The 25,114-nt window shown below is 57.1% G+C and carries 17 protein-coding genes and 2 pseudogenes; 9 read left to right on the top strand and 10 right to left on the bottom strand.

All coding sequences use genetic code 11. The features are described from left to right. Nucleotides 1-215 precede the first annotated feature (215 nt). A complete protein-coding gene (locus ACVW1B_RS00810; protein ID WP_245313803.1) occupies nucleotides 216-2,030 on the bottom strand; it encodes a hypothetical protein in 1,815 nt (604 codons plus the stop codon). A 933-nt stretch (nucleotides 2,031-2,963) separates the two neighbouring features. On the opposite strand from ACVW1B_RS00810, the gene ACVW1B_RS00805 reads away from it, so the two are divergent. From ACVW1B_RS00805 to ACVW1B_RS00775, 7 genes are all read left to right on the top strand, one after another. Continuing rightward, on the top strand, nucleotides 2,964-4,118 hold the full coding sequence (locus ACVW1B_RS00805) for a patatin-like phospholipase family protein (protein ID WP_253603745.1): 1,155 nt from the start codon (nucleotides 2,964-2,966) through the stop codon (nucleotides 4,116-4,118). A 248-nt stretch (nucleotides 4,119-4,366) separates the two neighbouring features. Next, nucleotides 4,367-6,118 (top strand): gluzincin family metallopeptidase, encoded by a 1,752-nt coding sequence (locus ACVW1B_RS00800; RefSeq protein WP_253603747.1) that lies wholly within the window; start codon nucleotides 4,367-4,369, stop codon nucleotides 6,116-6,118. 2 nt (nucleotides 6,119-6,120) lie between these two features. After that, nucleotides 6,121-7,548, top strand: a complete 1,428-nt coding sequence (locus tag ACVW1B_RS00795) for a ComEC/Rec2 family competence protein (protein WP_253603749.1) — start codon at nucleotides 6,121-6,123, stop codon at nucleotides 7,546-7,548. Nucleotides 7,549-7,564: 16 nt separating this feature from the next. Beyond that, a complete protein-coding gene (locus tag ACVW1B_RS00790) occupies nucleotides 7,565-8,509 on the top strand; it encodes a hypothetical protein (RefSeq protein WP_253603751.1) in 945 nt (314 codons plus the stop codon). A gap of 684 nt (nucleotides 8,510-9,193) precedes the next feature. Next, on the top strand, nucleotides 9,194-10,045 hold the full coding sequence (locus tag ACVW1B_RS00785) for a HamA C-terminal domain-containing protein (RefSeq protein ID WP_069276431.1): 852 nt from the start codon (nucleotides 9,194-9,196) through the stop codon (nucleotides 10,043-10,045). Continuing rightward, a complete protein-coding gene (locus ACVW1B_RS00780; RefSeq protein WP_253603753.1) occupies nucleotides 10,042-12,126 on the top strand; it encodes a DEAD/DEAH box helicase in 2,085 nt (694 codons plus the stop codon). Before ACVW1B_RS00785 ends, ACVW1B_RS00780 begins: the two co-directional genes overlap by 4 nt. 171 nt (nucleotides 12,127-12,297) lie before the next feature. Then, nucleotides 12,298-12,423 carry a hypothetical protein gene (locus ACVW1B_RS00775; RefSeq protein ID WP_256558537.1) on the top strand — a complete coding sequence of 42 codons (126 nt, stop codon included), beginning with the start codon at nucleotides 12,298-12,300 and terminating at the stop codon, nucleotides 12,421-12,423. A gap of 1,727 nt (nucleotides 12,424-14,150) precedes the next feature. On the opposite strand, the gene ACVW1B_RS00770 is transcribed toward ACVW1B_RS00775, so the two are convergent. The 7 genes from ACVW1B_RS00770 to ACVW1B_RS00740 form a co-directional block, all read right to left on the bottom strand. Further along, on the bottom strand, nucleotides 14,151-14,270 hold the full coding sequence (locus ACVW1B_RS00770) for a winged helix-turn-helix transcriptional regulator (protein WP_375166999.1): 120 nt from the start codon (nucleotides 14,268-14,270) through the stop codon (nucleotides 14,151-14,153). 590 nt (nucleotides 14,271-14,860) lie between these two features. Beyond that, the gene (locus ACVW1B_RS00765) at nucleotides 14,861-16,213 is read right to left on the bottom strand and encodes an amidohydrolase family protein (protein WP_081334905.1); all 1,353 of its coding nucleotides are present in this window, start codon (nucleotides 16,211-16,213) and stop codon (nucleotides 14,861-14,863) included. A gap of 121 nt (nucleotides 16,214-16,334) precedes the next feature. Further along, nucleotides 16,335-17,228 (bottom strand): amino acid ABC transporter substrate-binding protein, encoded by an 894-nt coding sequence (locus ACVW1B_RS00760; RefSeq protein ID WP_092089599.1) that lies wholly within the window; start codon nucleotides 17,226-17,228, stop codon nucleotides 16,335-16,337. Between the two features lie 28 nt (nucleotides 17,229-17,256). Then, nucleotides 17,257-18,024 (bottom strand): amino acid ABC transporter ATP-binding protein, encoded by a 768-nt coding sequence (locus ACVW1B_RS00755; RefSeq protein WP_069276425.1) that lies wholly within the window; start codon nucleotides 18,022-18,024, stop codon nucleotides 17,257-17,259. Between the two features lie 54 nt (nucleotides 18,025-18,078). Next, nucleotides 18,079-18,774 carry an amino acid ABC transporter permease gene (locus ACVW1B_RS00750; protein WP_253603755.1) on the bottom strand — a complete coding sequence of 232 codons (696 nt, stop codon included), beginning with the start codon at nucleotides 18,772-18,774 and terminating at the stop codon, nucleotides 18,079-18,081. Beyond that, nucleotides 18,771-19,562 carry an amino acid ABC transporter permease gene (locus ACVW1B_RS00745; RefSeq protein WP_092089606.1) on the bottom strand — a complete coding sequence of 264 codons (792 nt, stop codon included), beginning with the start codon at nucleotides 19,560-19,562 and terminating at the stop codon, nucleotides 18,771-18,773. The genes ACVW1B_RS00750 and ACVW1B_RS00745 overlap by 4 nt, the downstream gene beginning before the upstream one ends. A 160-nt stretch (nucleotides 19,563-19,722) precedes the next feature. Beyond that, nucleotides 19,723-20,922 (bottom strand): aminotransferase class V-fold PLP-dependent enzyme, encoded by a 1,200-nt coding sequence (locus ACVW1B_RS00740; protein WP_253603757.1) that lies wholly within the window; start codon nucleotides 20,920-20,922, stop codon nucleotides 19,723-19,725. A 210-nt stretch (nucleotides 20,923-21,132) separates the two neighbouring features. Between ACVW1B_RS00740 and ACVW1B_RS00735 the strand changes: the two genes are divergently transcribed. Together ACVW1B_RS00735 and ACVW1B_RS00730 are read left to right on the top strand one after the other, a co-directional pair. After that, nucleotides 21,133-21,930 (top strand): IclR family transcriptional regulator, encoded by a 798-nt coding sequence (locus ACVW1B_RS00735; protein WP_069276422.1) that lies wholly within the window; start codon nucleotides 21,133-21,135, stop codon nucleotides 21,928-21,930. A gap of 66 nt (nucleotides 21,931-21,996) precedes the next feature. Next, nucleotides 21,997-22,790 (top strand): annotated as a pseudogene (locus tag ACVW1B_RS00730) (IS110 family RNA-guided transposase); the annotation flags it as partial. 265 nt (nucleotides 22,791-23,055) lie between these two features. Here the strand turns inward: ACVW1B_RS00730 and ACVW1B_RS00725 are convergent. Then, nucleotides 23,056-23,472 (bottom strand): annotated as a pseudogene (locus ACVW1B_RS00725) (DDE-type integrase/transposase/recombinase); the annotation flags it as partial. A 326-nt stretch (nucleotides 23,473-23,798) separates the two neighbouring features. Then, nucleotides 23,799-24,047, bottom strand: a complete 249-nt coding sequence (locus ACVW1B_RS00720; protein ID WP_253636000.1) for a hypothetical protein — start codon at nucleotides 24,045-24,047, stop codon at nucleotides 23,799-23,801. Nucleotides 24,048-25,114: the final 1,067 nt, after the last annotated feature.

Below are 25,114 nucleotides of genomic sequence, written 5' to 3'. Positions count from 1 at the left end.
AATTGAGGGTACGCAGTTGCCCTCATCCGATACTGGATTGCCATGGCCCGCGGCTGTCTAACCAGTCAGTGTGGCAGCGGCACTCTCCCCTGTTCTTCTCTACAACGCGACAGCCGACCAAGGCTTCTGAACGCCCCAATTTAGAACGAGCCGGCCGGGTTAAGCCGAAGTGCAGCTTGACCATCTCATCATGTCGCTGAGGGAATGCGTGCTCTCTAATCCTGACAAACGACATAGCCGTGCGCATTCATTTCCGTGCAAGCCGAGAAAAACGACATCAGAAGCCAGTAGAGCTGAACGAAATATGGGTCCGCCGCGTGACCTGCCTTAACGCGCGCAAGAGCGGCTTCGACCGCACCTCGGCTGAGCGATGAGGTCACGATAAAGACCCGGCGGATTGCATCGGGAGCGGTTCGCGCACGTGCAAACTCCGTGGCGAGCTGACCTACGCTTCCGCGGAGGGTCCGCGGGATCTTGGTCGTTGCCCCGCCGTTGCTATAATTCTTTTCCCACCGGCGGATTTTTGCTCCCATCGCATCTGCCGGCAGGCTCATGCGCTGCAAATTCTTGATAGCTTGGCTGACCGAAATATGAAACGGACCGGCGCCCAGCGAAGGCGGCCCGTGCTTAGCATGATAAAAGGTGATGCGAGGTGGACTGCTCGAATTATTCAGCCCGATGAAGTCCGCCCATTCGTCGCCCAAATCGTCGCATACAAGAACTTCGTCTCCATCAGCGACACTTTTTTCGATAACTCCGAACGTTGAATCGGAATCAAACGTCGCATGTGCAGCCGTAAACTTTCCCTTCTCGTCGACAACGCCGCCGAGGAGGGCGTTCGCGCGCAAGTAACGTAGCAAAGCCACGCCACCGTCGCCGAACCCCTCATCCCTGAACAGAGTGCCGTCTATATACGCCAGCGAGGGCGAGTCGAACAATACGATGAAATAATCCTCCCGTTCAATGTAACGTCGAAGCGAGATTCGATCTGGATCTTCGCCCAGCGGACGATCCGAATCTTCAATCTCAACATCGGCGCCAAGAGGAAGGCGTAGGTCGCGCAGCGCAATCCGACTCTGATTGATCGCTATGGCACCGACCTTGCTGCTGGTAGCGCTATCGACCAGATCCAGCAGCTTACCTTGGCCGTCGACCTTTAGCACGCAGTCCAATTCCGATAACACCTGGTCGATTTCCGACTTTGAGAGAACGACATAGTTCTCGTTGCTCTTACGCACCAACCTAATATCACGTCGCTCGTGGACGGCGTCTGTCAGGCTAGCTAGGTCAACCGCAAACGCAGTCGGACTGACGCTTCCTTGGATGCTCGACAAGTCAATCGCACGGGCGAATGTACCGATGAATCTGGCTGGGGCTCCCTGAGCGTCGACCAGCTGATCAATTACGGAAGTCGCATAATCGATCAAGTCCTGGTGGCCGACACGATCGGATCGTTGACCAATCCGGCCCGTGCGAGGGGTTGTCGAATAGTGGCCGGCGTTCGATCGGACTGTGTAACCTTGTGGCACGTAACGGCTCGCCCCGGCCGGTCCCACGACGTTACTTAGATCGCTAGCCTCAAATGTCTTGGTTCGCATCACGTCTTTTGAGATCGACATGTTGCGGAGCCGGATCTTTTCGAACACGGCGTCATTACGCGCGACGGCGATGTCGACCCGCTCGGACGGCACCCGCGCGAAGTATCGCGTTGAGAATTCGGCTGGGAGATCAAGCTTTGACTTGAATATGGCGACGTGGCCTCGGTGCTCGACCAGCAGGAGGAACCCACAAATCCGCTCCCGAATGCCGGCCTCCTCGGACATGAACGCCGATGGGCGTTCGTAAAAAAAGGAAATCGCTGACCAATAGGTCGCCCCCGCCAAAATGCGGCGATGGTGGAAAACATTCTGGGAGGCGGATGGCTGCCCCGCGCGAATCCGCCGGAAAAGATCATCAACCGCGGCGTTGCTCAGCGCTCGCTTCAGACTGTGAAAATTGGCTGTCTTTGCCACGCGAAGTGCATTGATCATCTAATCCCCAGAACTATCAAATGAATTTTCTCAGTCTACTTAGCGCGGCAGATCACACGCATATCCAGCCCGGCGGGCAACACGAAGGGCCTCGAACATTTCGTTCGATCCTGATGGCAATGCTTGCCTTGATATCGCTCGCTTCAAACCGCAGCCGTGCCTACGCAAGGAGCCCAAGGCGCGGAAGGCGGTATCTGCGATGAGAACCTCGAGAAGCGGCCGGCCAATCTGGCCAAAGGCGAGCTTCGTCTCGAATAAGAAAGAGCCAAACAAGCGACGTCCTAAAAGGTCCCGCTCTACCGTTCTTCCCGGAATTGTCTTCAGCGCGAACCGCTCACTTCCTCGCATTCGCCAAGCTCTACGATCCACGAAGACAATCGTCTTCCTCTGCGCAATTTGACGCACATGCCTTGAAACGCAAACGCACGCTGAGCTGCTAAGGCACTGACGCCCCCGTGAGCCTGCCGATGCGCTCTGTTCAGCCAGTCCAGTCGATTACCACAAACCCGGCCCCCTCCACGCTTTGCAGGTCCTACCGAAAGTAGCCGAAGGCGGACGCAGCTTATCTGCATTTTTTCACACGTATTGATTGGAATCCTCGAGCAACTCATGCAATACTATCGTTGTGGTTGAATCTTACGCAGCGACGCTGCATAAGCGGTTTCATACGCCGACATAATTGATCGAGTCATATTTCAACAGCGCCGGGGCCACGGATATTTTGGCCGCGCTTGAGCCTTTGCGTCACACGTTTTCAGTGAACCATTCAGATGTCACGTCCATTCCTCAGTCTTTCTGGCTTATTCAGTCAATCACTCCCCGTGCAAGGCTCCCCACGGCTTAGATCTGCTGAACGAGATCAAACCAGCGGTTGGACGTGACCGCTCGATTTGCGATTTGACCTTGTGAGAACGCCAGCAGCTGGGACCTCAAATGGAAGAAGAACTTATTGATCCGCATAAGCAATCTATAGCCATCGAAGATGGGGTCGCCCTGTCGCTTTCAGGCGGCGGATATCGTGCCATGGTCTTCCATGTTGGAGCCCTTTATCGGCTCAACGAGATCGGCCTGTTGGGAAAGTTGAAGAGGATATCTAGTGTCTCGGGCGGGTCCATCACTGCAGGTGTGCTGGGCCTGCTCTGGGAGGAACTTCAGTTTAGCAACGGAAAAACAGTAAAGTTCGGTCTGCTCGTTGACCGAATTCGCGCAATGGCAGACACCACAGTCGACGCCGGCGCTGTCATCGGTGGGATTTTCTCTTCACTTTCGATCAGCGAAAAGGTCGCCCAGTCGTATGACGACGTACTATTCAAGGGTGCAAGGCTAAAGGACCTTCCCGATGATTCGCAAAACAAGGCTCCCCGCTTTGTGATCAATGCGACCAACGTCCAAAGCTCGGCACTCTGGCGCTTTTCAAGGCCGTACATGGGCGATTATCTCGTCGGCCTGGTCAAGGATCCAGACGTATCGCTTTGCACTGCGGTTGCAGCATCATCCGCCTTTCCGCCCATCCTCTCCCCCATGGTCCTGCCTATCGGCCAAAAGGTAGAAGCGCCGCCCGGTAGTCAGCTCAACCGTCCTCCGTTCACGACGCAGGCCGTACTCAGCGATGGCGGGGTCTATGACAATCTCGGCTTGGAAACGACCAAACGCTTCAAGACGCTGCTGGTGAGTGATGCCGGCCAAAAGATTGCGCCCGAAGAGGATCCGCATCACGATTGGGTACGCCACTCCATGCGTATCCTCGACACGATCGATAACCAGGTCCGCAGTCTTCGCAAGCGACACCTGATCGACGCTTACAAGCGCGGTGACCACACCGGCGCGTTCTGGGGAATTCGCACCTCATTTTCAGATTACCAGCTCGCGACCGACCCACTGAAATGTGCGACCAGACAGTCCGCTGCTTTGGCTGCAGTCGCCACCCGTTTGGAACGGATGCCGATCAAACTTCAAAATCAGCTCATGAATTGGGGCTACGCGATCTGCGACGCCGCACTGCGCAAGCATATCCCTCCCGGATTGCAGACGACGCTTGACATAAAGATTACTGATCCCACGGGCTTTCCGTTTCCCGACGAATACTGAGGATCAGCGAGATAGCGGCAGCGCGCACCCAGCGCAATGCCGCTTAGTCTCGCTCATTGTGAGGCAACATGATGAGACGTCCGACTATTGTTTGCGAGGAAGTTCGCGATCAGGGCGATAGCGGGAAGCAACCGCAAGCTTCGTCGCCTCCCGACATCTATACGTCATCGGAGATACCGACACCGAGCGAACGCCCGCTAAACGTCTACGCATTTGACCCCAGCGCAGGCCGGCTTGTCGGAAACTACATGACCGCCTCGGTGCGCTATGAAGCGGTTCAACCAGGTCCGATCGGCGAACGATTTGCCGTGATCGACTACGACGGGGCAAACAAGACATTTTACCAGCCGGTCGATCTAAACGATCCGAGGCTCCTGATCCGCGGGGGCCTCGCACCAAGCGAGGCAGATCCTCGCTTTCACCAGCAGATGGTCTATGCGGTGGCGAGCGAAACGCTGCAGCGGTTCGAGTTCGCGCTGGGACGTCGGATTCATTGGCGAGGCACAAAGCGCTCGGCGAGCGCCGATCCAGTTCCGCGCGGTGCGTCTCGCTGCCTCAATCTATTTCCTCACGCCATGTGCCAGGCGAATGCGTTTTATAGTCCCGAGGCACACGGAATCCTCTTCGGGTATTTCAGAGCCAGCCGCAGCAATCCGGGAAGCAATCTTCCCGGGCAGACCGTCTTCACGTGCCTGTCGCATGACATTATCGCGCACGAGACGACGCATGCGATCGTGGACGGCATACGCAGCTTCTTTACCGAACCAACCAATATCGACGTTCCGGCATTTCACGAGGCATTCGCAGATCTTGCCGCGTTGTTCTCGCACTTCTCACACAAGGAGTTCCTGCTTGACACCTTGGAAAAAACCGGCGGCCGATTGTTCGACTCGCACCTCAAACCAGAGCTGGCAATTTCGGCCGGATCGACTGGAGCGGACATTCAGGCGCAGATTGGAAAAGCCAATCCCCTCGTCGCCCTCGCGACCCAGTTTGGAGAGGCAGTCGGTTTGCGCGGCGCGCTCCGCAGCGCGCTCGGCACACCGCCCAATTCAAACGACATTAACGTCAAGACGGAACCTCACGATCGCGGGTCGATCCTGGTCGCTGCGGTGTTCGATGCGTACTTCACCATCTATATCCGCAGAACAGCGGATCTGTTTCGGATTCATCGCGCTGGTGGCGGCAATCTCGACCATGACGATCTGCCCGCGCCGCTCGCCGAACGCCTGGCAGCGGAAGCAAGTCATACGGCAGAGCAGTTTTTCGTCATTTGTGCACGAGCGCTTGACTACTGCCCGCCGGTCGACATCACCTTTGGAGATTTTTTGCGCGCCGTCCTGACTGCGGACCTTGATCTGCATCCAAACGATCCGGACGGTGTTCGCGACGCGCTGATGCAGGCATTCCGCCTGCGCGGAATCATTGCAGACGGAGCGGCTTCATTCTCTGAAGAATCCCTGTTCTGGCCGAAAGTCCGGCGCGATGCGCTCCCGACCGTCGACGGACTTCAATTCGGCGATCCGAACGGATTGACCAAGTCCGAGAAGGACAATAACGGGGACGTTCTGCGCGCCTACGCGCAGAAGTACGGTGACCTGCTCGGGTTTGATAAGAATCTCGGCAAAATCCAGGCACTTTCGTTTCATCCCATGTTTCACATGGGCGAAGACGGTCGGCTGTTTGTGGATATGGTGGCTGAATTGGTCCAAACCGTGCGAACGCCGTTCGGTGATGCTGGCTCAGGTACTTTTCCAATGCGGAACGGCGTGACGCTGCTGATCTCTCAGGACCCGCCGCAAGCGGACAAGAGGCCGCCGCCGAGAATACGGTTTGTGATTGCAAAGCTTCACAGCGCTGAGCGCGAGGATCGCGTGCGGACATACTATGCCTCGAGCGGCCGCGCGATCAGCCCCAAGATTGAAAGTGGCGAGGTCGGCGAAGCAGGAGACGACGCACGCTTCCAGCTTGATTTCGGCTTACTGCACGCCGGAGCTTAATCATGGCACCCAAGAAAAAATCCGCCCCCAAAGTTCGGAACAAGACGGCAAAGGCACCTGCCAGGAAGGGCGGCAAGGCCGCGAAGATGCCTCCGCGCGGGAAGGACACGAGCTCGCCTTCGACCGATCCTTCTTCAAACGAGAGCGCCCGAGGGCTACGGGTACGAATGTTTCGAGTTGGTTTTGGCGATTTCTTTCTCTTGACTGTGCCGGTGGCCGGCGGGGCGAGCGAGCATGTTCTGATAGACTGCGGCGTTCACGCGCAGGACCTCGGGAGCATCCGGGATGCGGTGCAGCAGATGGCTAACGATTGCGGCTCTAAGCTCGCGCTCGTCATCATGACGCATCGACATGCCGACCACATATCGGGCTTTGCGAGCTGTAGCGACATCTTCAGCGGCTTCACGGTCGAGCGTGTTTGGATGCCTTGGTTCGAGGATCCAAAGAACGACAAAGCGATGGCCTTTCAGGCGAGCCTCACTGCGATGGCGGATAATCTTTCGGCGAGATTCGCCGCGCGAGGCGGCAGTGATTCGCCGATGCTCAAGGATATGGTCGACAATATCACCGGAGGGATGGCAGCCGCCGGCGGTGGGTCAAAAAATCAAAAGGCCTTGGACGTCCTTCACAGAGGCTTCAAGAACGAGGCGGACCATGATTACTACAAGGCCGGCGACCAGCCTATCTTGCCCAAGAGTCTCACTGATGCCGGTCTATCCGCCCAGATCCTCGGTCCGCCGATTGATCCCAAGCTCATCTCGCAAATGACCAAGGTGAACCAGCAGTATTTGTCTGACGAGATCGAGACAGATGACGAAGTGGTGCGACCGTTTCCCAAGGCATTTTGCACCGACAAGAACGGCTATCCCAATGACGCTTTCAGAATTTATGACGATCAGACGATAATCCGCTTGATCGACGGCGCGCAGCCCGACGTCTTAGCGGCTCGCGCCAAGGCGGCGGATAACACCTTGAACAACCAAAGCCTCGTTGTCCTGTTCAGCTTTCGAGGAAGGCATTTGCTGTTTGCCGGTGACGCCCAGTGGGGCAACTGGGAAAACTTTCTGTACGGCGGGGCGTATGGAACCCCGGGCCATACCGAGCTGACCAAAAATGCCCAGTCGATCCTGGGGAAGATCGACTTCTACAAGGTAGGTCATCATGGCAGTGCAAATGCGACGCCCAAGGATGCGGTAGCAGCTATGAGGCTCGGCTGCGTTGGGATGTGCTCCACTCAGATCCACGCATACAACCAGGTTCCTCGAGAGCCCTTGCTGGACGCTCTGCGCGGGCGAATGGAAGGTCAACTGGCAAGGAGCGATCAAGTGGCCACGCAAGGGACGAAGGCTGAGAAGACGGCTGGCGAGCTCCCGGATCAATTCAAGATCCCGGCCACGGGCGAATTATTCATTGATTACGAGTTTAACTAGCGAGCCGGCATCCCCCATGAGACTGAACCACTTCTTCCTGCCTGAATGTGCTTTTAAGGTTCCCGGCAGAGTCTACGCGCGACTGATCGAATGGAATCGGTCAGAGTATGCGCTGTTTGATGCAGTCGACGCCGACTGGTTCGACGGTGAGAACGCCTCATCTCTGGGACCTCTGACCAGTGGCCGTTGGCTTTCGCTCTCCATGGGGGCCCCGGTTTACGCGATCGAGATCAACTCACGGCTCGGCGAAGATCTCGCGGCCCTGGAATGGCTCGACTTTTGGTCGGGCAGGCTTCCGACGTGGTTAGAGCTTCAAATATTCGAAGACGAACATGGCCCAGCTAATCTATACGGAAACATAAACGGACCAGCCGTGCGTGTGCGCTTCTCTCAAGCGGGTATCACACCGCATGTTCTAAGCAGCTTGAAGAGAGTAACCGACTTATCGCCCTACGCAAAATCAGGCGATGAACTCCGAGAAGCTCTGCCGGCCGACAGTGTCGAGAGAGTTTTCGTTTTGGATGTTGGACAAGGCGCAGCCAACGCGCTGGTTACGAAATCGAAGAAGGTATTGGCTTATATTGATCTTGGAGCGGGCGTTCTGGCGGACACCGGCACATGGCCGGCTGCAATGACCGGGATATGTCTTAAGGACGAACGTGGTGGTGCTTACTCATTGGCACTACGATCACTTTCATGCCGCCAACAAGTTTACGACAGCGCTCAACAGAACCTGGATCGCCCCTTTTCAGAGGATAGGACCCGGCCCGCAATCCGCTATGGCGAGCAGCATTGCTCAAAATGGAAACCTGTTGATCTGGAATGGAAAAGGCATTCTGAAGAAGGGAGCGATCGAGCTCGAGCGCTGCACGGGATCGACAGGGAACTTCAATCGTTCCGGGATCGCCGTATGGGTCAATGGGCCAAACCACCAGGACGATCCAATCTTGCTGCCCGGTGACGCCGGATACTCCGACATCCCGTCCTTGAAGCGCTCAGTGCGGTCGATCACGTCATTGGTCGTATCCCACCATGGCGGACGGGCTCCGGGCAAGGCGCCCGCAAAGCCAAACCTATCGACGGCCCGCGCTGCAATGTCTTTTGGAAACAAGAACAGCTATAAGCATCCGCTAGCACCGTCCATCGCAAAATTGCAGAAGGCCGGATGGCTGATCGGCTTTCCGAAGCCAGTACAGGACGATCGTCGTACTGAGGATCGAGGCTTGAAGGGTCTCGGCACAATCGATCTCCGCTGGAGTGGCTCGGCCATCGGCTCGTATCCGTGCAATTGTGGCTGCTCGATTGAGCCAACGCAGTAGGGTTCGCGACTGCCTAGTCTAAACCGTCGGGCCGCGTTCAGCGTCACCGCGCCGTTGCGGAGCGGCAGCAGGCAGCGCAGATATTCGCACGCAGGCTGAGTCGGCTGGGCGAATAAGTTTAGCGAAAAGAACCTGGATCACGAACCATCTGGCAGAACGCCGAAAAGCTGCGCAACTATATAGAAGAACGAAGCAAACCTGCCCTATGACATCGTACATCTCTACTCGTCCCTAGGCCGTAAGTCGCGGGGCACGCCCAGCACGCGACCGTTAGATCCGCACAACCTTTTTGAACATATTTGATTGCTGGGCAAGGGTGCCTTGGTTTGACTGCATATAATTTTAAACCCAAGCGCTTTCTCGAAAGGCTTTATTTTCTTGATGGCGCAAATCCCGTCGACGCCATCTGTTGTGCGGGTTTCGAGCTGAAGGCCTGGCGCTGCACTCCATTCGCGGAGCATCTGCTCGAGTGGCTTCCCGAATATGCCTTGCCTGAAGATGAGCTCGCGATCACGCATGCCAATATGTATGTGAAGCTGAAGCAGGCGGCTGTTCGGGTCTACACAAGCGAAAAGTACGCAAGGCGCGGTGAAGCCGGCGAAATCGCGCTTCACGCGATTTGCCGTGAGTATTTTAATACCACGCCAATTTCGAACCGCGTTTTTTACAAGAGCGCCTCGAATGACGTGGTGAAGGCATTCGACATGGTGCACGCCCGCTTTCCTCAAGCCGGCGGGGTTGAACTTTGGCTCGGCGAGTCAAAGCTATATTTGGACACCATGGACGCCATCACCGAGGCTCTGAAGTCGGTGACGGAACATCTGGAGCAAGGATTTCTGAAGGAGCAAAAGCTTCTTCTCGGGCCTCAAATACCAAAAACCACGCCGCGGTACGATGAGTTGATGGAGCTCTTCGAGCCTCAAACGAGCCTCGACAAATTCATTTCGTGCGGAGTGTTCGTCATCGGCATTCTCTCCAACAGCAAGGCATGCGCCGGTGCAACGCAAATCACCGACGCCTATAAGGCCGCGCTCGAAAAGGAATTCGAGGCGATTAGCGCGCGACTTGCCAGGTCCGGGCTGACCAAAAGCATACGCATGGTTCTGCTGTACGTGCCGCTAGCCGACAAGGATGGCTTTGTCACCGCATTCGATGACAAGTTGAAGGGGCTGCAATGACAGTTACCCCACAGCAGTGGCACGAGATCGAGGGCCTTCACGGTTCTGCGCTCAAGGAGCGTGTATTTTCCATCCTTCAGGAAACCGCTCGGGACATTCAAACACTTGATGTCGACGATCCCGGTGTTCTCACCGTGGTCCCTCGCCTTGCGAACCTCCTGGAAACAAGGCCGGAGCTGGCTTCCTACCGCGAGGTCTTCAGCGCCTTGGCCCGCGCCGTGGGACTATGGAACTACATCGACAAGGACGCCGCGGACTACCGCGATGCGGCAGTTGCGGACGCAGTCACTTCCGATGAACTGGATGGAATCACGTTCCATAGAGAACAGATAGCGGCATTAAACACGCTTCTATCGGGTAACAACCTCGTCTTGAGTGCGCCGACGAGCTTTGGAAAGAGCCTGTTGATTGACGCTCTTCTCGCCACCGGCCGCTATAAGCGGGTCGCCATCGTTCTCCCGACCATCGCCCTGCTTGACGAATTCCGCCGAAGAATAGAGCGACGATTTGGCGGCAAGTTCGCATTGATCATGTATCACTCGCAAGAGGCTCCTGCCGATGGAAGCGTAATTTTCCTCGGCACGCAGGAACGTCTGATCAACCGCAAGGATTTGGGCACAATCGATCTGGCAGTCGTGGACGAGTTCTACAAGCTCGACCCGACCCGCCAGGACGACCGCAGCTCGACATTGAACGCAGCGGTTTATCAACTCTTGCGACGCTCCAAGCAGTTCTTCTTTCTCGGCCCCAACATCGAGACGGTTCGCTACTCGGCAGATAACCGCTGGAAGTTCGAGTTCCTCCATACGCGCTTCTCAACGGTCGCGGTCGATACGTTCGATCTGACCCGGATCAAGAACAAGGAAGAGCGCTTGACAGCGGAGCTCAAGAGCTCAAGCAATTGGCCATCGCTTGTCTTCATTTCCTCGCCCGACCGCGCAAATCAGCTTGCGACCACGCTCACGCAAGAGAGCAGTTTCGCAAAGCTTGGCGACATGTCGGCATGGATCGACGACAATTTTGGCGAGGGCTGGGAGCTGAGCGAAGCTGTTGCCGCCGGCGTAGCCGTGCACCATGGACGTATACCGCGGTCATTGGCCTCTCAATTCGTTCGAATGTTCAACCGCGGCGAGTTACCGATCCTGATCTGCACCTCGACACTGATCGAGGGAGTGAATACAGCGGCGAAGTCCGTGCTCATCTACGACAAGCAAATCGCCCGAAAGGACTACGACTTTTTTACCTTCTCGAACATTCGCGGCCGCGCCGGCAGGCTCGGTCAGCATCACGTCGGCGCCGTGTATCTTTTCCACGCGCCACCGGACCAGGAAGCCATCGAGGTTGAACCCCCGCTCTTCGGCGATCTTGACCAGGCACCTGACGAACTCGTCGTTCACATCTCCGACGAGGACAGCTCCCCTGCCATAAGCGACCGTGTCGCGGAACTCGCCCGCACGATGGGACTGTCGTCTGATGAGCTCCGTCTTGCGTCATCCGTCGGCCTCGAAGATGCGGCAGCCCTCAAACAGCAAACCCAGATTGCGTCGCGTCAAGGGGCCCGCGTGCACTGGAGCGGATCACCAAAATACGATGACATTCTCGCCGTATGTCGAATCATTTGCGGCGTTCGGAACGCGAACGAATTTGGTGTTCGCAGTGCGGCACAGCTCGCTGTCTATTTGACAAACTTGCGTACTCACGGGACGTTGCGGGGGTTCTTTCGCTGGCACAGCAGCTCATATCGTGGCGCCCCGCGCGGCCAGGACAACGTTTTCCGTTTTCTCCGCTCCTGCGAATACGGGTTGCCGCAACTGTTCTCGGTGATTGAGCTCTTTGCCAAGCGTATTCAGCCGAAAACCAATTACGGCCTGTTTGTTGCCGAGATGCCTCGCTGGTTTCGAATGGAAGTCCTCAAGAACCTCGACGAACAGGGAGTACCGGTACAGATATCGGAGCGCTTCCTTGCGCGCAACGATACGATCGACAGTTTGCGTCGGCGATTGATCCAGGAGGCGCGCAGCAGCCGCGATCGGCTTACCCCGCTCGAGAAGCAGTGGGTGCTTGATGCACTAGCCGTTTGAGGCAGCCCGGTTCGGCCATTGGGTGCCCCACGAGCGACTTTGGCGCGCACTAACGAGCCTTTTACCGCTCACCGATACTGGCGCGACGCTCGAGCGCTAAGAGGATACATGCCGCAGCACCTCAAAGCTTGGCGTCCTCTGCTGGGATCATAGGCAGTGTAGGAAATTTCCGTGGCGCTCGGACACGCTTTTTTCGTCTCCGATCAGATCGGTCTCTCACATCAGCTGCGCCGCACGCAGCTGATGCAGCCGGCCACGGTGCGAAGATTGAAGATGCGCCAGCCGCAGAAGAAGTAACGGGCTACCGCGCCACCAAGTCGGAGAAGTGCTGCCGGGGTATGCCTGTCGTTGGACTTAGACCTGGCGATTTCGATCAGCGTCCTAATGGTCCGGGTTAGAGCCGAGCCAGTGTCCTAAGCAGTTGCTCGGCTTGTCTTTTCAATGACATCAAAATTCATGCCCTCGAGAACACATGGCGTAAAAATTGGGGCGCGCATCCGCCTATAGAGAGCGAGGCTGTTACAGCGCGCATGGTCCATGATGCACCACAAAATCTCGACTATCGGCGCGCGCAACCAAGCCGACTTGCTCGGCCGCGCCGGAGCAATCCGCCGGCTGGTCATCGCCCCTTCCAGTGGCAGTGCGGCGAAAGCCAAGGCGAATGCGCCAGCGATGCAATCAGCAATCTGCCGACGGTGCCGCCAGTTTAAGGTGAGCTCGCCAGCCGTAAGCGACCCCTCGTCAAGATCCGAGGAATTCACAGAAGGTGCGATACCGCGGAACCGGAAATGAACCCATTTCGTTATCAGCAACGAGAGCCGAAGCGGACCTGGCTTGCGTGGAGAACCGGGCTTTGTTGCGTCATATCGCCCAGACTTTCTGAATAAGCCCGCGGCTCAGGTTCCCGGATCGCCCTTCGGAGCATTCGCTGAAGCTGAACGTGCCTGCAATGCGTTCCTCGGCCACCTAATTATCGAGGGATGACGCCCCGAGGCAGGTCGAGTGCGGTCCCAAAAGGCCACGTAGTGCATGCATGCGACAAGCCTGCGATCGGACAGCTAGAGGCGCGCCTCCTCGCTCAGCGCTGCGGATATTCTTGCTGCCGCCGATGAAGGGGATCAATCGGATCCGCCAGCTGTTTGAAGAGCAGCCGAGCAGGAAAGCGGCGCCGACAGGCCCGGGAAAGCCCAAAAAGAGCGAAGTAAGGCAGGATTACTGATTGAACCTGGCCCCCCTCGGCGCATAGTCACGCAATGATCGAGCAACGACCAGCTTTCATGGCTTGTAAAAACCCCGGCTCCGGCTGGAGGATCGATATTCTGTGGGCCGACGGCGAAACCGAAGTCATCAAGGGGTTTGTCACGGAGCATGACGCGACAAAGTGGATTTCTGAGCATTCGCTGACGTGCCAAGAAAACACGAGCCAACAGCGGTAGCGGTGCGGCCGAGTTTCTGAGCTATCTCGCGCTGCGTGAGTTCGGCTCCGCGGATCATTTGGTAGCAGGCGCTGTTCTCCCTCTTCCGCCACAAGTTGGCAAGACGTTCTCCGAATTGTTTGGTTCTGGAAATGCCACGCCGCTGACGCGACGGAGGGAGGCAGAGCCAGCGGACTGCCATCAGTGGCCGGCCCCAATGAGGCCGCTCTTTCGCTTGGCGCACAGCCAGCAGCCGTTTGCAGCGGATATTGATCACGTCGCTGTGGTGCAAGAGCAGCTCCAGAGTCGACAGCAACCTCGGATCAGCGAACACGGTGCCTCATTCGGCAACGCTGCGGTTCGATGTGACCAGCATGGCGCCGGTTTCGTGGCGGCGGTAGCGTATAGAATAAAGTCAGCATCACCGGTGACGTAAAAGCCATTGACGACTTCAGCTGGCCGATTTGACGCCTTCTTAAACCTATCAATGATATCAAAACGGCCCCGCTCGATTGTCACCAGTACAAGCATTTGGACGGGTCTTCCAACGGCCTTCGGCGAAACGATCGAGATATCGGCCTCGATGACGGCCATCCGAGCGCAGCCTCTTCAATCGGCGTTGACACGCGGTTGCGGAATACCCGCTGTTTCGCCGATCACCTCGGACGTCAGACGATTGTTCTTTTGCACTATTTCGAGGATGCGACCGCCTATCCGATCATATTGCATTTCACAACAGCTCCAGCCCTGAGGTGAACTTCACCGCCAAATCCAATGCGTGGGCGAAGAGAAGCGTCCAATGGCACGAGGACATAGATGATTTTCCGCGCACCCTTTACGGGTCAATCGCGTGCAACTACTGGCTGCGGGCGTGCAATCTTCATCATAAGGCGCCGGCTTGTGGGCGCTCGTAGCTATTCCGGCCGCATTTCCGCTCCAACTCGAATTGCTTCCTATGTAAATGCAGGACTCCCCTTGCTGCCGATGCCGTTCGTGAAGTGGGCTGCGAAAGCTTCGAGCACTGCCGCTCTTAGTTCGTCAGGATGGAGCGGGCAGACCAAGTTTCGAGGTTGACGGACTCGCCATCAATTAGCTGGTCGCGGCGCTTGACCGGCAGGGCTTCAAGGGGTCGCCGCTCATGATCGATGGGTGTCGACTCCGCCTTCTTTGCTTACCTGACTGTCCGTGCATCAAGGCGCCAATCACGGGAAAGCGGCTCTGGCCGCTTAATCATACTCGATGCGCTGGGCGCGCCCACCACCGTCGCATCATTGACGGTCGGGGACGTCCACGAACTTTCAAGAGCGGTTGTCCGCCGCTCACCGCTGCGTCGTATCCTCCCTATGCGCATCCTGAAAGAACTGAAGCGCGTTGCCGCGCATGATCCGGTCAATGAGGCCGCGGGCGTCCTCGAGCGCGATCCAGCCTTCGGCGACCAATTGCGAGAGAGCTCGTGCGATTCCACGGCGCGCAACGCACGCATGGCCATAAATTGGCTCGACAGCGACATAGTCGCCGCCGAAGGTGAAGATCTTGTTGGACGGAACCGCCATCAAAAACTCCTTCAAGAAGCGAACGCCCGCCACCGGATTGATGATCCATGCCCAGCACATGTCAATCGCCGCGTTAGGATAATGTTTGGCCAATGCAATAAACTCGTGCTCATATGGGTAGCCAATATGCATGAGCACGAATCGGGTTTCGGGAAAGTCCTGCAGCAGACGGCAGACGTCAGCGGCATTGCTGCGAGTACGGGCGAGTTGCATCACGCCGTAGCCAGCCAAAACGCCGGTATGCAGTTTGACGGGCAAGCCGTACTCGCCAGCCTTGCCGACGCAATAGCGGAACAGATAGTCTTGCAGCGCCTTGAGGTCCTCAGGACCCAGGGCGTGCAAAGCGCCTATTCTGTCGGCATGGTGGGGGAATAGTCTTGCGGCATGCGCTTTGGTGACCGGCTCGAAATCGAGAGCACGCGAATAGGCAATTTGCGATTTTACAGCCACGGCTTTGGCGCCGTATGTTGCAAAATAAAAGTCAATAACCTCGAGCCATTCATCGAGCGTGGTCGGGCGTCTGCCCGTTTCGGCTTCCACCCACGCAAAGTCAGCAGCACTACACCGGCACAATTGAAGAATGCTTATGTCGTGGTCGAGCAGCCCTGGCTGCTCGGTCTCCATAAAGATGCGCTGGAGCGAATTGACGTGACAGCCTTTGATGTTTGCCAGCTCCAGAATCCGTGCGTAAAAACCTGGCTGAACAGTTTCACGGTATTTCTCGGCGATGCGGGGCAGGCTTTCGGCGGTCAGGTCCTCTTCACCGTAAATGCCACGAAACGTATGGCGCAGCGCCTGGGCGTAGCCGGTGTGGCGGATACGTTCCCAATAGGGCGCGATCAACCGATATTTTTCCTGGCTCGTAAGGTCCGGCCCCAGAAACGCTCGTAGGTCGGTCGCTGGCAGCCCTGCAACTACCAGATCCTCGGCAGCATAGGATCTGAATAGATAGGCCCAGTCGTTGCATGGCAATGTTCGTGGATGGATTGCTCCGGAAAGGCGCTGGCTTTCCTCGATCAGATGTTCGTGGGTATCGACAAACGGCGTCTCCTCGACCCATTGTGCGACTTGTCGATCGGAGTCCGTCATTGTCTCCCAGCCAATCGCAGCTCTACTCATCTTGGCCTCCTTTTAGGTAAAGACAGTCGCTTGGGTTCGCATTCGCGATCGTCGCTCGCGTTAGACCACGCTGTACGTCTGATGTCGGCCGGCGGCGCCCTCAGGGTCGCGGCTGGTCAGATCAATTATTTACGACGTCACTAGGATGAGCAACGCGCTCTTTGAGAGCGTCGGTCATGGGGAAGTTGAGATTGATGTTCTTTGGCGGGATCGTAGCCATGAACCATTTGTCGTAGATCTTCGTGAACTCGCCGGAAGCCATGAGCTTAGAGAGAACGTCGTCGACCACCTTCTTAAAGTCGGGATCATCTTTCGAGAACATCAGACCATAATAATAGATCGTACCGTAGTTGGCTTTTAGAAAGGCGAGGTCAGCGGGGTTCGAATAATCCGCCTTCATACCGGCCAATAGAATGTCGGCCTCCACCCATGCCGCCGCACGGCCGGTGGTCAGTAATAGCAATGATTCGGCATGGTCTTTGGCTTGCGCGATAGTAAGGTTGAGACCGTCATCCTGCGAAATGCCTTTGGCAATGCCGAGAGCATCGGACCCCTGAGTTACAACGACGGTCTTCCCTTTCAGATCTTTAGGCGTCTTGAGCCCGCTCGACACCTTTGCGAGCCAAGCCGTTTGGCTGGCGAAGGTTGCAACACTGAATGAGACCTGTTCCAAACGCTGCTTGCTACTGGCCGTGCCGCCGCACTCAATATCGATTGTGCCGTTCTGGATAAGCGGGATACGGTTGGACGAATTGACCGGCGTGAGCTTGATCTGAAGGTCTGGTGTGCCGAGATCGGCCTTCAGTCGATCGACGACGTGCGCACACAGATCCAGGGAAAAACCGACGGGCTTCTGGTCCCCGCCGAGGTAGGAAAAGGGGATCGACGCTTCGCGATAGCCAATGGTGATCGCCTTTTTCGACTTGATGCTGTCGAGCGTTGGCCCCGCCTGGGCCGCGGAGACGGAAAGCACGATGATCGCAGTCGCGGAACGCAGTGCAAACACTCTGGACATGGAAATTCCTTTGTTCGATGAGACTCGCCTAGTGAATGATCTGACTGAGGAACGCCTTCGCACGTTCCGTGTTCGGCGCGCGAAAGAAGGTATTCGGATCGCCCTCTTCCACGATTGAGCCGCGATCCATGAAGACCACTCGATCCGCAACTTCGCGCGCAAAACCCATTTCGTGCGTGACGCAGACCATCGTCATCCCATCCTGCGCGAGCTCAATTATGGTTTCGAGCACCTCCTTCACCATTTCCGGATCGAGGGCAGAGGTCGGCTCGTCGAAGAGCATGATCTTGGGCTGCATGCACAGGGCACGGGCTATCGCGACACGTTGCTGCTGGCCGCCCGACAACTGCGCGGGATATTTGTTAGCCTGATCATGGATCCTGACTTTCCTCAACAGCGCCATCGACCGTTCATGCGCCTCAGGCTGAGCAAGGCCCCTGACCTTCATCGGAGCCAGCATGCAATTTTCGAGCACTGAGAGATGCGGAAACAGGTTAAAGCTCTGAAAGACCATGCCGACTTCAGAGCGAACGTTGTTGATGTCGCAAATCCGGCCTGTCAGTTCGATCCCATCGACGACTATACGTCCGGAATCGTGCTTTTCGATATGATTGATGCAGCGGATGAGAGTCGATTTCCCGGAACCCGATGGTCCGCAGAGTACAATCTTTTCTCCTTTTGCGACTTTGAGGTTGAGGTCGCTCAGGGCATTGAAGCTGCCGAACCGCTTGACGAGGTGCTCGACGACAACCATCGGGAACGGGTCAGCTGGGCTAACTGTGCGCTCTTGCTGCATGCTGATCTCCAGGTTGTAGCCTCAGGGAATGACGGGCCATCGGATTATGATTGATTAGCGGCGGGCGCCCGCGATCGCGTACTTCTTTCGGAGCGAGGCGACGAATTGGGACGCGGCGCAGCTTATGATGAGATAAACAACGGCCACTGCGAGGTACATCTCGACGAGACGACCATTGAGCTGTGCAAGCTTCGAAGCCGCACCAAGGAGATCAGTGAGCGATAGAACGTAAACAAGAGACGTATCCTGAAACAGGATAATGGTCTGACTCAGTACGATCGGGCTTGCGACCCGAAACACCTGCGGAAGGACGACATGACGGTACGTATCGAATGTCGACAGGGCGAGCGCCTGGCAAGCCTCGAATTGTCCTTTGTTCACTGCGCGCAATCCGACACGGATGATTTCCGAATAGTAGGCGGCTTCGAACAGGCCGAACGTGATGAACGCTGTATAGGTGGCACCGACTGGAACCGGGCGACCGTTGCCTGACAGGTGCCCCAGAACGATGGGCACCAAGAAGAAGAACCAAAACAGGACTAGAATGAGCGGAATCGATCGCATCAGGGCGACATAGCTACGGACGAGCTGGCTCAGAATGCGGAGCTTAAAGTGCTGCACGAGGGCGAAGAGCGTTCCAAGACACATCCCAACCACGAAGGCGGCTGCCGTCAAGGAAAGCGAGAACAGCAATCCTGACCATAGATAAGGCCATGCCTGCATGATGATCGAGAAATCGAGGCTGCTCATTTCACGACCTCCATACTGCCAGGCAGGGGGCTTTCCAGCTTCATATCGTCAAAATCTGACCTGACGGCTTCCCTGCCCGGTGCGGTACCGGGAATGCGCACCGCTTTGTCGATGAGCATCATCGTCTGGTAGGCGATCAAAGCCAAAGCAAGATAGATGAGTGTGGCGGCACCGAATGCTGTGAAGGTTTGGAACGTAGCATCGCTGATTTGGCGCGCCTGAGCGGTCAGCTCCATCAAGCCGATGGTCAGAGCAACGGACGTATTCTTGTAGATGCCCATCACCTCGCTTGTCAGGCTTGGCACGATAAGGCGAAGTGCCTGCGGCAAGATGATATGGCGATAGGTTAGATAACCGCTTAGACCGAGTGCGGCGGCCGCTTCGCCTTGCCCATTGGGCAAGGCTTCGATGCCTGCACGAACCTGTTCTGCGATGCGCGCGGCGGTGTAGAGGCCCAGACACCACAAGGCCGGAAAGAAAGATCCCCAAGGCGGAGGTATCTGCTTTATCCAGTCGCCCATCGTCGTTGGAAGAAGCTCGGGCAGGACGAAGTACCAGAGAAACATCTGCACGAGAACGGGGATGTTTCGGAAGATCTCAACGTACAATCGAGCTAAGGCCCGGAAGAAGGGGTTCTGCACAGTTCGACCTATGCCGACGATAACTCCGATTGCGAATGCAATGCACCAGCCGAATAAGGCAAGCGCCAACGTCCAACCGAGACCCGAAACAAGCCAGTCGATGTAACGCTGGCCATCCACGGTCTTTTCAAGAAGAACTGTGAACATCGCGAACCTCACGATTGGGTTGCGCACGACGACCACGCTCGGCATGGTCGCTCATCGTGCGCGTTGTGCCGGTGCTAATCGACCGCGTCAGCTGAATGCACGATCCTCTCCTTCAGCGTATCGGCAAGCGAGAGGCCATTATCTTCGCGCTTTGGCTGGATCAGGCAGCGCTTTTCCTCCAACTGCTCCCATGCCTGCTCCTACGCAGCCTTGAATGACTTTTTGGCAGCCGTCGGCGAATGAGATGCACTAAGCGATCCACATCGTCGATCGTGTTGAACATGCCGAACGATATACGGATGCCGTCACGCTCGGGGGAAACGCGCACGCTATTCTCTTCGAAGTAGCTGAGCCATTCTGTCGCAGGAAGACCGACGACGTAGATGTGAGGCGATCGATGTTGCCGCTGACGCGGACCGATGAGACCGACGCCGAGTTCGTCAAGCTGGGCGAGCAGATGATTACCTAAATCGAAGCAATGGTTCTGAATGTTCTTCACCCCGATCTGCTCGATCATGTCAAGCGAGGCTCCGAGCGCATGAATTGCAGGAAGGTTGAAGTTACCTAACTCGAAGCGTCGCGCGGTGGGAGACGACGCCAAGCGGTCGGGACGAGCGATAAGGTCATGGGGAATCTCCGCCAAACTGGCAGCGGCAAGATAGGCGGGCTCCAGTTCCTTCTGCGTCTGGTCCCAATAGAGCAGTCCGAGACCTTGAGGGACGAGCAATCCCTTGTGACTTCCGGAGCCCACGAAGGTTGCTTTGATGGCCTTCGCATCGATCGGAACGACCCCAATTGCCTGCATGACGTCGACGACGAAGTAGAGCTTCTTGTCCGCGCAGAGAGCGCCGATACTCTCGATATCGAAGCGATGTCCGGCGTGGAAGGTAACGTGCGACAACGAAATCGCGCGGGTCGTGTCGTCAATGTGGGGAAGGAAAGCGTCGGCATTTACGACATCCGTCATGGGAAGGAAGTCAATCCGGACGCCCTTCTTCTTCAAATTGAGGAAAGCATAGGTGTTGTTTGGATGATCGCCATGGATCATCAAAACGCTATCACCGGCCCGCAGAGGCAACGCGTTCGCCGCAATGTTCATGCTTTCCGATGTGTTCTTCGTGAAGGCAATTTCGTCGGCCGACACCCCGAGGAAACGGGCTACTTTGGCACGCGTTTGCTCAACGCGATCGAGCCACACGCTCTTCGGTCCGGCGGTCTCCAAGCCTTCACGAAGAAAGGTTTCGATGGCGGCCATTACGGGACGGGCGAGCGGCGCCTGAAAACCGGAGTCGAGGTAGACCATCCTTTCGGCTGCAGGGAACTCCTTGCGTACAGCTTCCACGTCGTAATGACGAGACATTCCCACTCCCTTTCAAACGCGTCGCCCGTACTGCCCAAATTTCCTGGGCTTGATCGCCATCCAATCCGAGCCTGCGGATTGCACAAAAACCGATCAACGACCAGCGACGCCAATGATATGAGCAAACCAGCGCCTCGTCCAAGCCATTTTTCATATTTCAGTAGCAATAGTTCCGAAAAATGATAATTTGGTTGGCTAAGGAGATTGCGATTGGCCGACCAAAAAAAGACTGCTGGCCCCCTCGACCGAGCGTTCGCCATAGTTGGCCATGTCGCTAATCAGACAAAGGCCGTCTCGGTCATTGAGATCGCGAACGCCCTTTCGTTACCCGTTCCGACGGCGCATCGACTTGTCGGAAATCTGGAAGAACGCGGCCTTCTTCAGAAAGCGCTTGGATCGAAGCGCTACGTGGTAGGCAATCAGCTGGTGATGCTGTCCGCCAGAGTCATCGGCGCGGCTTTTCGCACGGCGCGGCGCCATGCGGTGCTGCGCGCAGTTGCTGGCGAGATCGGCGAACAGTGCGAGATCGGCGTCGTGCGCGACAACCTCGTCACTTACGTTGACAGTGTACGCGTGTCGCAACCACAGGGGCTTCAATTCAATCCCGGCGAGGCGGCTCCACTTCACTGCACCTCGACCGGAAAGATCTACATGAGCCGATTACCCAAGAGGGCGCGTGAAAAGTTATGCCGCTCACTCGCTCTGACCCAGTACACTGATAACACCGTCATCGATTGCGAGACGCTTCTGAAGATTCTCGAGGAGACGCGCCATCATGGGTGGGCCAAGACCAATGAGGAATACGTGAAAGGCGTCGTCGGCTGCGCGGTCCCTATCGTTTCTCCGGACCGGGAGCTGATAGCCTGTCTTGGCGTCTCGGTGCCCGCGGCGCGAGTCAGCTTTGCAGAGCTTGACCGGTTCATTCCTCCACTCCAAAGGGCCGCGGTGCTCCTGTCGCAAACCATCCTTCAAACCGACAGCGAGGACGAAACGCTTGAGGATACTTGAGGAAATGGATCCTTCGGCTTCGCTCTTTCTGGCCAGGAGAAAGCATGGATCTCTCGGAAACGAACGGCCTACGTCAACCCTTATGTGCGACGGGGAGCTAAGAACGACGCGGCTGACGCGGCCGCGGTCTGCGAGGCGGTCACCCGTCCCAACATGCGTTCGTTCCGATCAAGAGCATCGAGAACCAAGGCCTCCTGATGCTTCATCGTGCGAGAGGTCTACTAGTTCGGCAGCGCACCATGGCGGCTTGCGCTATTCGAACGCCCTTTGCTGAGTTCGGGATCATTGTTGGGCAAGGCCGGCAAAGGGTGGATGGCCTGGTGGCACTGCTAGATGACGAGGAACTGACTCTACCAGCCAATGCCCGCATGGCACTGCCTGGGTTTGTCACTCAACTACAGGAATTGGACCAGCAGGTCGAAGCCATCGAGCGGGAGCTCCCGGAGCTCCCGTGGACGCCCCCGATGGCGAAGTTGCTCTCGTCAATCCCTGGTATCGGCCCGATCACGGCCACAGCGATCGCCGCGACCGTTTCGGATCCAACCATGTTCCGCTCAGGGCGGGAGTTTGCGGCCTGGCTTGGCCTGACGCCTAAGCAGAATTCCGCCGGCGGGAAGGATCGGCTCGGCCGCATCACAAAGCAGGGCGACGCCTATCTCAAGCACCTGCTTGTCATCGGAGCTCGCAACGTCGTTTAGTATCCGAAGGCACGCTCACGGGTCGGACGTGGCTGGATCGAAGCTCTGCTTGAACGACGGCGACCATAGTCGTCGCTGTCGCAGTTGCCAACCAGTTGGCCCGGATCGCCTGGGGCGATGATGACCACCGGGGAATTCTATCGGCCTAAGCTCGCGGCCTGACATTCCGCGTATATTGGCCACCTTATGGTGTGAGGGCAAATGACAGCATATGGACTGCGGCGGAGCTGGGGGATCGAGCAAGCCCGAAGAGCTTTAAGCGCAGCAAGCGCGACCCGTTGATGAGGCCTCGATCCGCGATCTCCATCAGGGCCAGCGGCCATGGCTTCGGTCGCACTAACAGGCCGGACATGAACGCACCCGACCGGTATCGCTGAAATCCCTTGCATCCGCGGGGCCGTCTATCACTCTGGATGAAGGCGTTCTACATGGGCTTGCCCGGCGCGACGTAGTGCCGCCATTCGACACCGCTCTGATCGGCCCATACCACGATTGCGCTGCTGGTGAGTTCGCTGCCGTAGTCGCTGACCACCATCCTGCGCTTGCCGCGCTCGATCATCAGCCGGTCCAGTTCCCGCGCCACACGGACGCCGGAGAGCGAGGTATGGCCACCAGCGCCAGGCACTCACGGGTACAATCATTGACGACGGTCATTGCGGAGGCGGCGGCCGTCGGTCAGCTGATCCGACACAAAGTCGAGCGCATGGGTCGTTCGGCGTCATCGGAACCAGCATCGGCGCCTGATCCCGATCGCCCGCTTGCGGCCACCGCGGCGGCGCACCGTCAACCTCTCTTCCCGATAGAGCCGGAAGAGCTTTTTGTGGTTGGTCAGAGATCCCTCCCGGCAGCGCGAGCGCCGCGATCCCCAAGGTTCGGATCATGGTCGGCCTCAGGAGGAGACCGCCAATCGGGCTGGTTGGTTAAAGACATTAAATTGCAATCTCGGATCGCACGTGGCTAAAAATGGCGAAAGGCTGGCGGCGATCAGTGTGTGAGGCTGTTAAAGGCGGACGGCATCAGAATCGATGGCCCATCCGAAATTTATGGCTCCATAATATCCTGTGCCTTTAATCGCGTCCGTGGACCTCCAATCGCGCATTGCCGCCACGCTGTCTTCAAGCGCGACGGCGTACTGTCTCGGCCATTGATTGCGCGATCTTCTCGACGGCTTCACTCGAGAGGTACGGAGAGCGCCGGCAACCTCCTGCCGAGCTCGCAAGCTGTTGGTCCATTGAGCGGTAGGATCGGAGTTGAGGCAGCCGCCACGACCTCGGTCCGGCTGATGAATTCGCTCAGATTGGCATTTGAGGACCACTCCAAATAACCAACGAGTGCAAAGACAAGCGCGACGACAATGAGAATGCCGAGCATCGACGCTGTAGCTGTTCCCGACCAGCTTTCGTTGCTGACTAATGACATCATGGTCTCCAAGACCGAAGCTGCTACGCCCGCCTAAGTCATCTCGCAATCATCACGTGTGAACGGCCTCACATCTCACGCGCACTTGATGACGAGACAAGTCATAGACCAAGGCTCGCGGGAGCGAAGGGCGAGGCTTTTCGGACCTGCTGCCGCTCTGGATTGAGGATCGCAGCGACAATCTTCGGCTAGCTGATCGGGCAACTCTTCCGGGCCGATCCGGTCAGCACCGGACCAGTTCTGCCGGCCTACAGGACACAGCCACCGGATGCATGGGCCGGCTAGACTCGGGAGAGGTGATCAATTTCACGAGGCGTTTGCATGCCCATCTGCAGGGATACCACGAACGCGCTATCGAATATGACTCGGCCAGTGGCACGGGCCGTGCAGTACGTTCGTTGCTGGGAATTTTAGTGTCTCGGTTCAGGAATAAAGCGCGGAGCGTATTTTCCTGACACGAGTATCGTCTTTCCCTGGGACACTGGCGCGACTTGCACGTAGCAGGCAATGAAGGAGGAATTATTGAACCACGAATTACCTCCGCAACAGTCTAGGTTCCTCGTTCGAATGGGGACCTCCGGCTGGATGGTTTACGATCGGGAGCGCAAGGGGCCGGCGCTTTTAAGGGACCACAGCTTGGCCGAAAAGCTGTCCAAGGAACGGGCAGAACAAATAAGGCGGGCACTGGCGGATGGTACGATCAAGTGTCGATGATCTCTCGAGGTAAGCCTTCGATCCAGCGAAATGAAAGTCTAAGTCTACCTGCGTTCAGCTCCGCTCTAGGGCTTCGGCTCGCAGAATATCCCTGACCGCCACGACCGCCGCGACACTGGTCGGAAGCGACGGTTGGCATCAGGCCGATCGAATGCACATCCTGGCGGTTGGCCCGCTTCTCGTTGGACAGGCCGAGAACCGCCCTCATGTGCCGCACGAAGAGCTCGATCGCCTGGTTGGTTTGGCTGATTCTGCCGCGGATTTGGCAATGGCCGGCCGGAGCTCAAATGAATTCGGTTGGAGACCTGCGAGCGACAGAGCGACCACGGCGCTAGATGGCGGCTGCTTGCCGC

Source organism: Bradyrhizobium sp. USDA 4502, from assembly GCF_054063355.1.
This window is presented reverse-complemented; position numbering and strand designations above follow the sequence as displayed.

Bases quoted from the DNA above. Each gene is read 5' to 3' on its own strand.
- ACVW1B_RS00810 (WP_245313803.1), bottom strand. From the start codon at position 2,030: ATGATCAATGCACTTCGCGTGGCAAAGACAGCCAATTTTCACAGTCTG.
- ACVW1B_RS00805 (WP_253603745.1), top strand. From the start codon at position 2,964: ATGGAAGAAGAACTTATTGATCCGCATAAGCAATCTATAGCCATCGAA.
- ACVW1B_RS00800 (WP_253603747.1), top strand. From the start codon at position 4,367: ATGACCGCCTCGGTGCGCTATGAAGCGGTTCAACCAGGTCCGATCGGC.
- ACVW1B_RS00795 (WP_253603749.1), top strand. From the start codon at position 6,121: ATGGCACCCAAGAAAAAATCCGCCCCCAAAGTTCGGAACAAGACGGCA.
- ACVW1B_RS00790 (WP_253603751.1), top strand. From the start codon at position 7,565: ATGAGACTGAACCACTTCTTCCTGCCTGAATGTGCTTTTAAGGTTCCC.
- ACVW1B_RS00780 (WP_253603753.1), top strand. From the start codon at position 10,042: ATGACAGTTACCCCACAGCAGTGGCACGAGATCGAGGGCCTTCACGGT.
- ACVW1B_RS00770 (WP_375166999.1), bottom strand. From the start codon at position 14,270: ATGCAATATGATCGGATAGGCGGTCGCATCCTCGAAATAGTGCAAAAG.
- ACVW1B_RS00765 (WP_081334905.1), bottom strand. From the start codon at position 16,213: ATGAGTAGAGCTGCGATTGGCTGGGAGACAATGACGGACTCCGATCGA.
- ACVW1B_RS00760 (WP_092089599.1), bottom strand. From the start codon at position 17,228: ATGTCCAGAGTGTTTGCACTGCGTTCCGCGACTGCGATCATCGTGCTT.
- ACVW1B_RS00755 (WP_069276425.1), bottom strand. From the start codon at position 18,024: ATGCAGCAAGAGCGCACAGTTAGCCCAGCTGACCCGTTCCCGATGGTT.
- ACVW1B_RS00750 (WP_253603755.1), bottom strand. From the start codon at position 18,774: ATGAGCAGCCTCGATTTCTCGATCATCATGCAGGCATGGCCTTATCTA.
- ACVW1B_RS00745 (WP_092089606.1), bottom strand. From the start codon at position 19,562: ATGTTCACAGTTCTTCTTGAAAAGACCGTGGATGGCCAGCGTTACATC.
- ACVW1B_RS00740 (WP_253603757.1), bottom strand. From the start codon at position 20,922: ATGTCTCGTCATTACGACGTGGAAGCTGTACGCAAGGAGTTCCCTGCA.
- ACVW1B_RS00720 (WP_253636000.1), bottom strand. From the start codon at position 24,047: ATGTCATTAGTCAGCAACGAAAGCTGGTCGGGAACAGCTACAGCGTCG.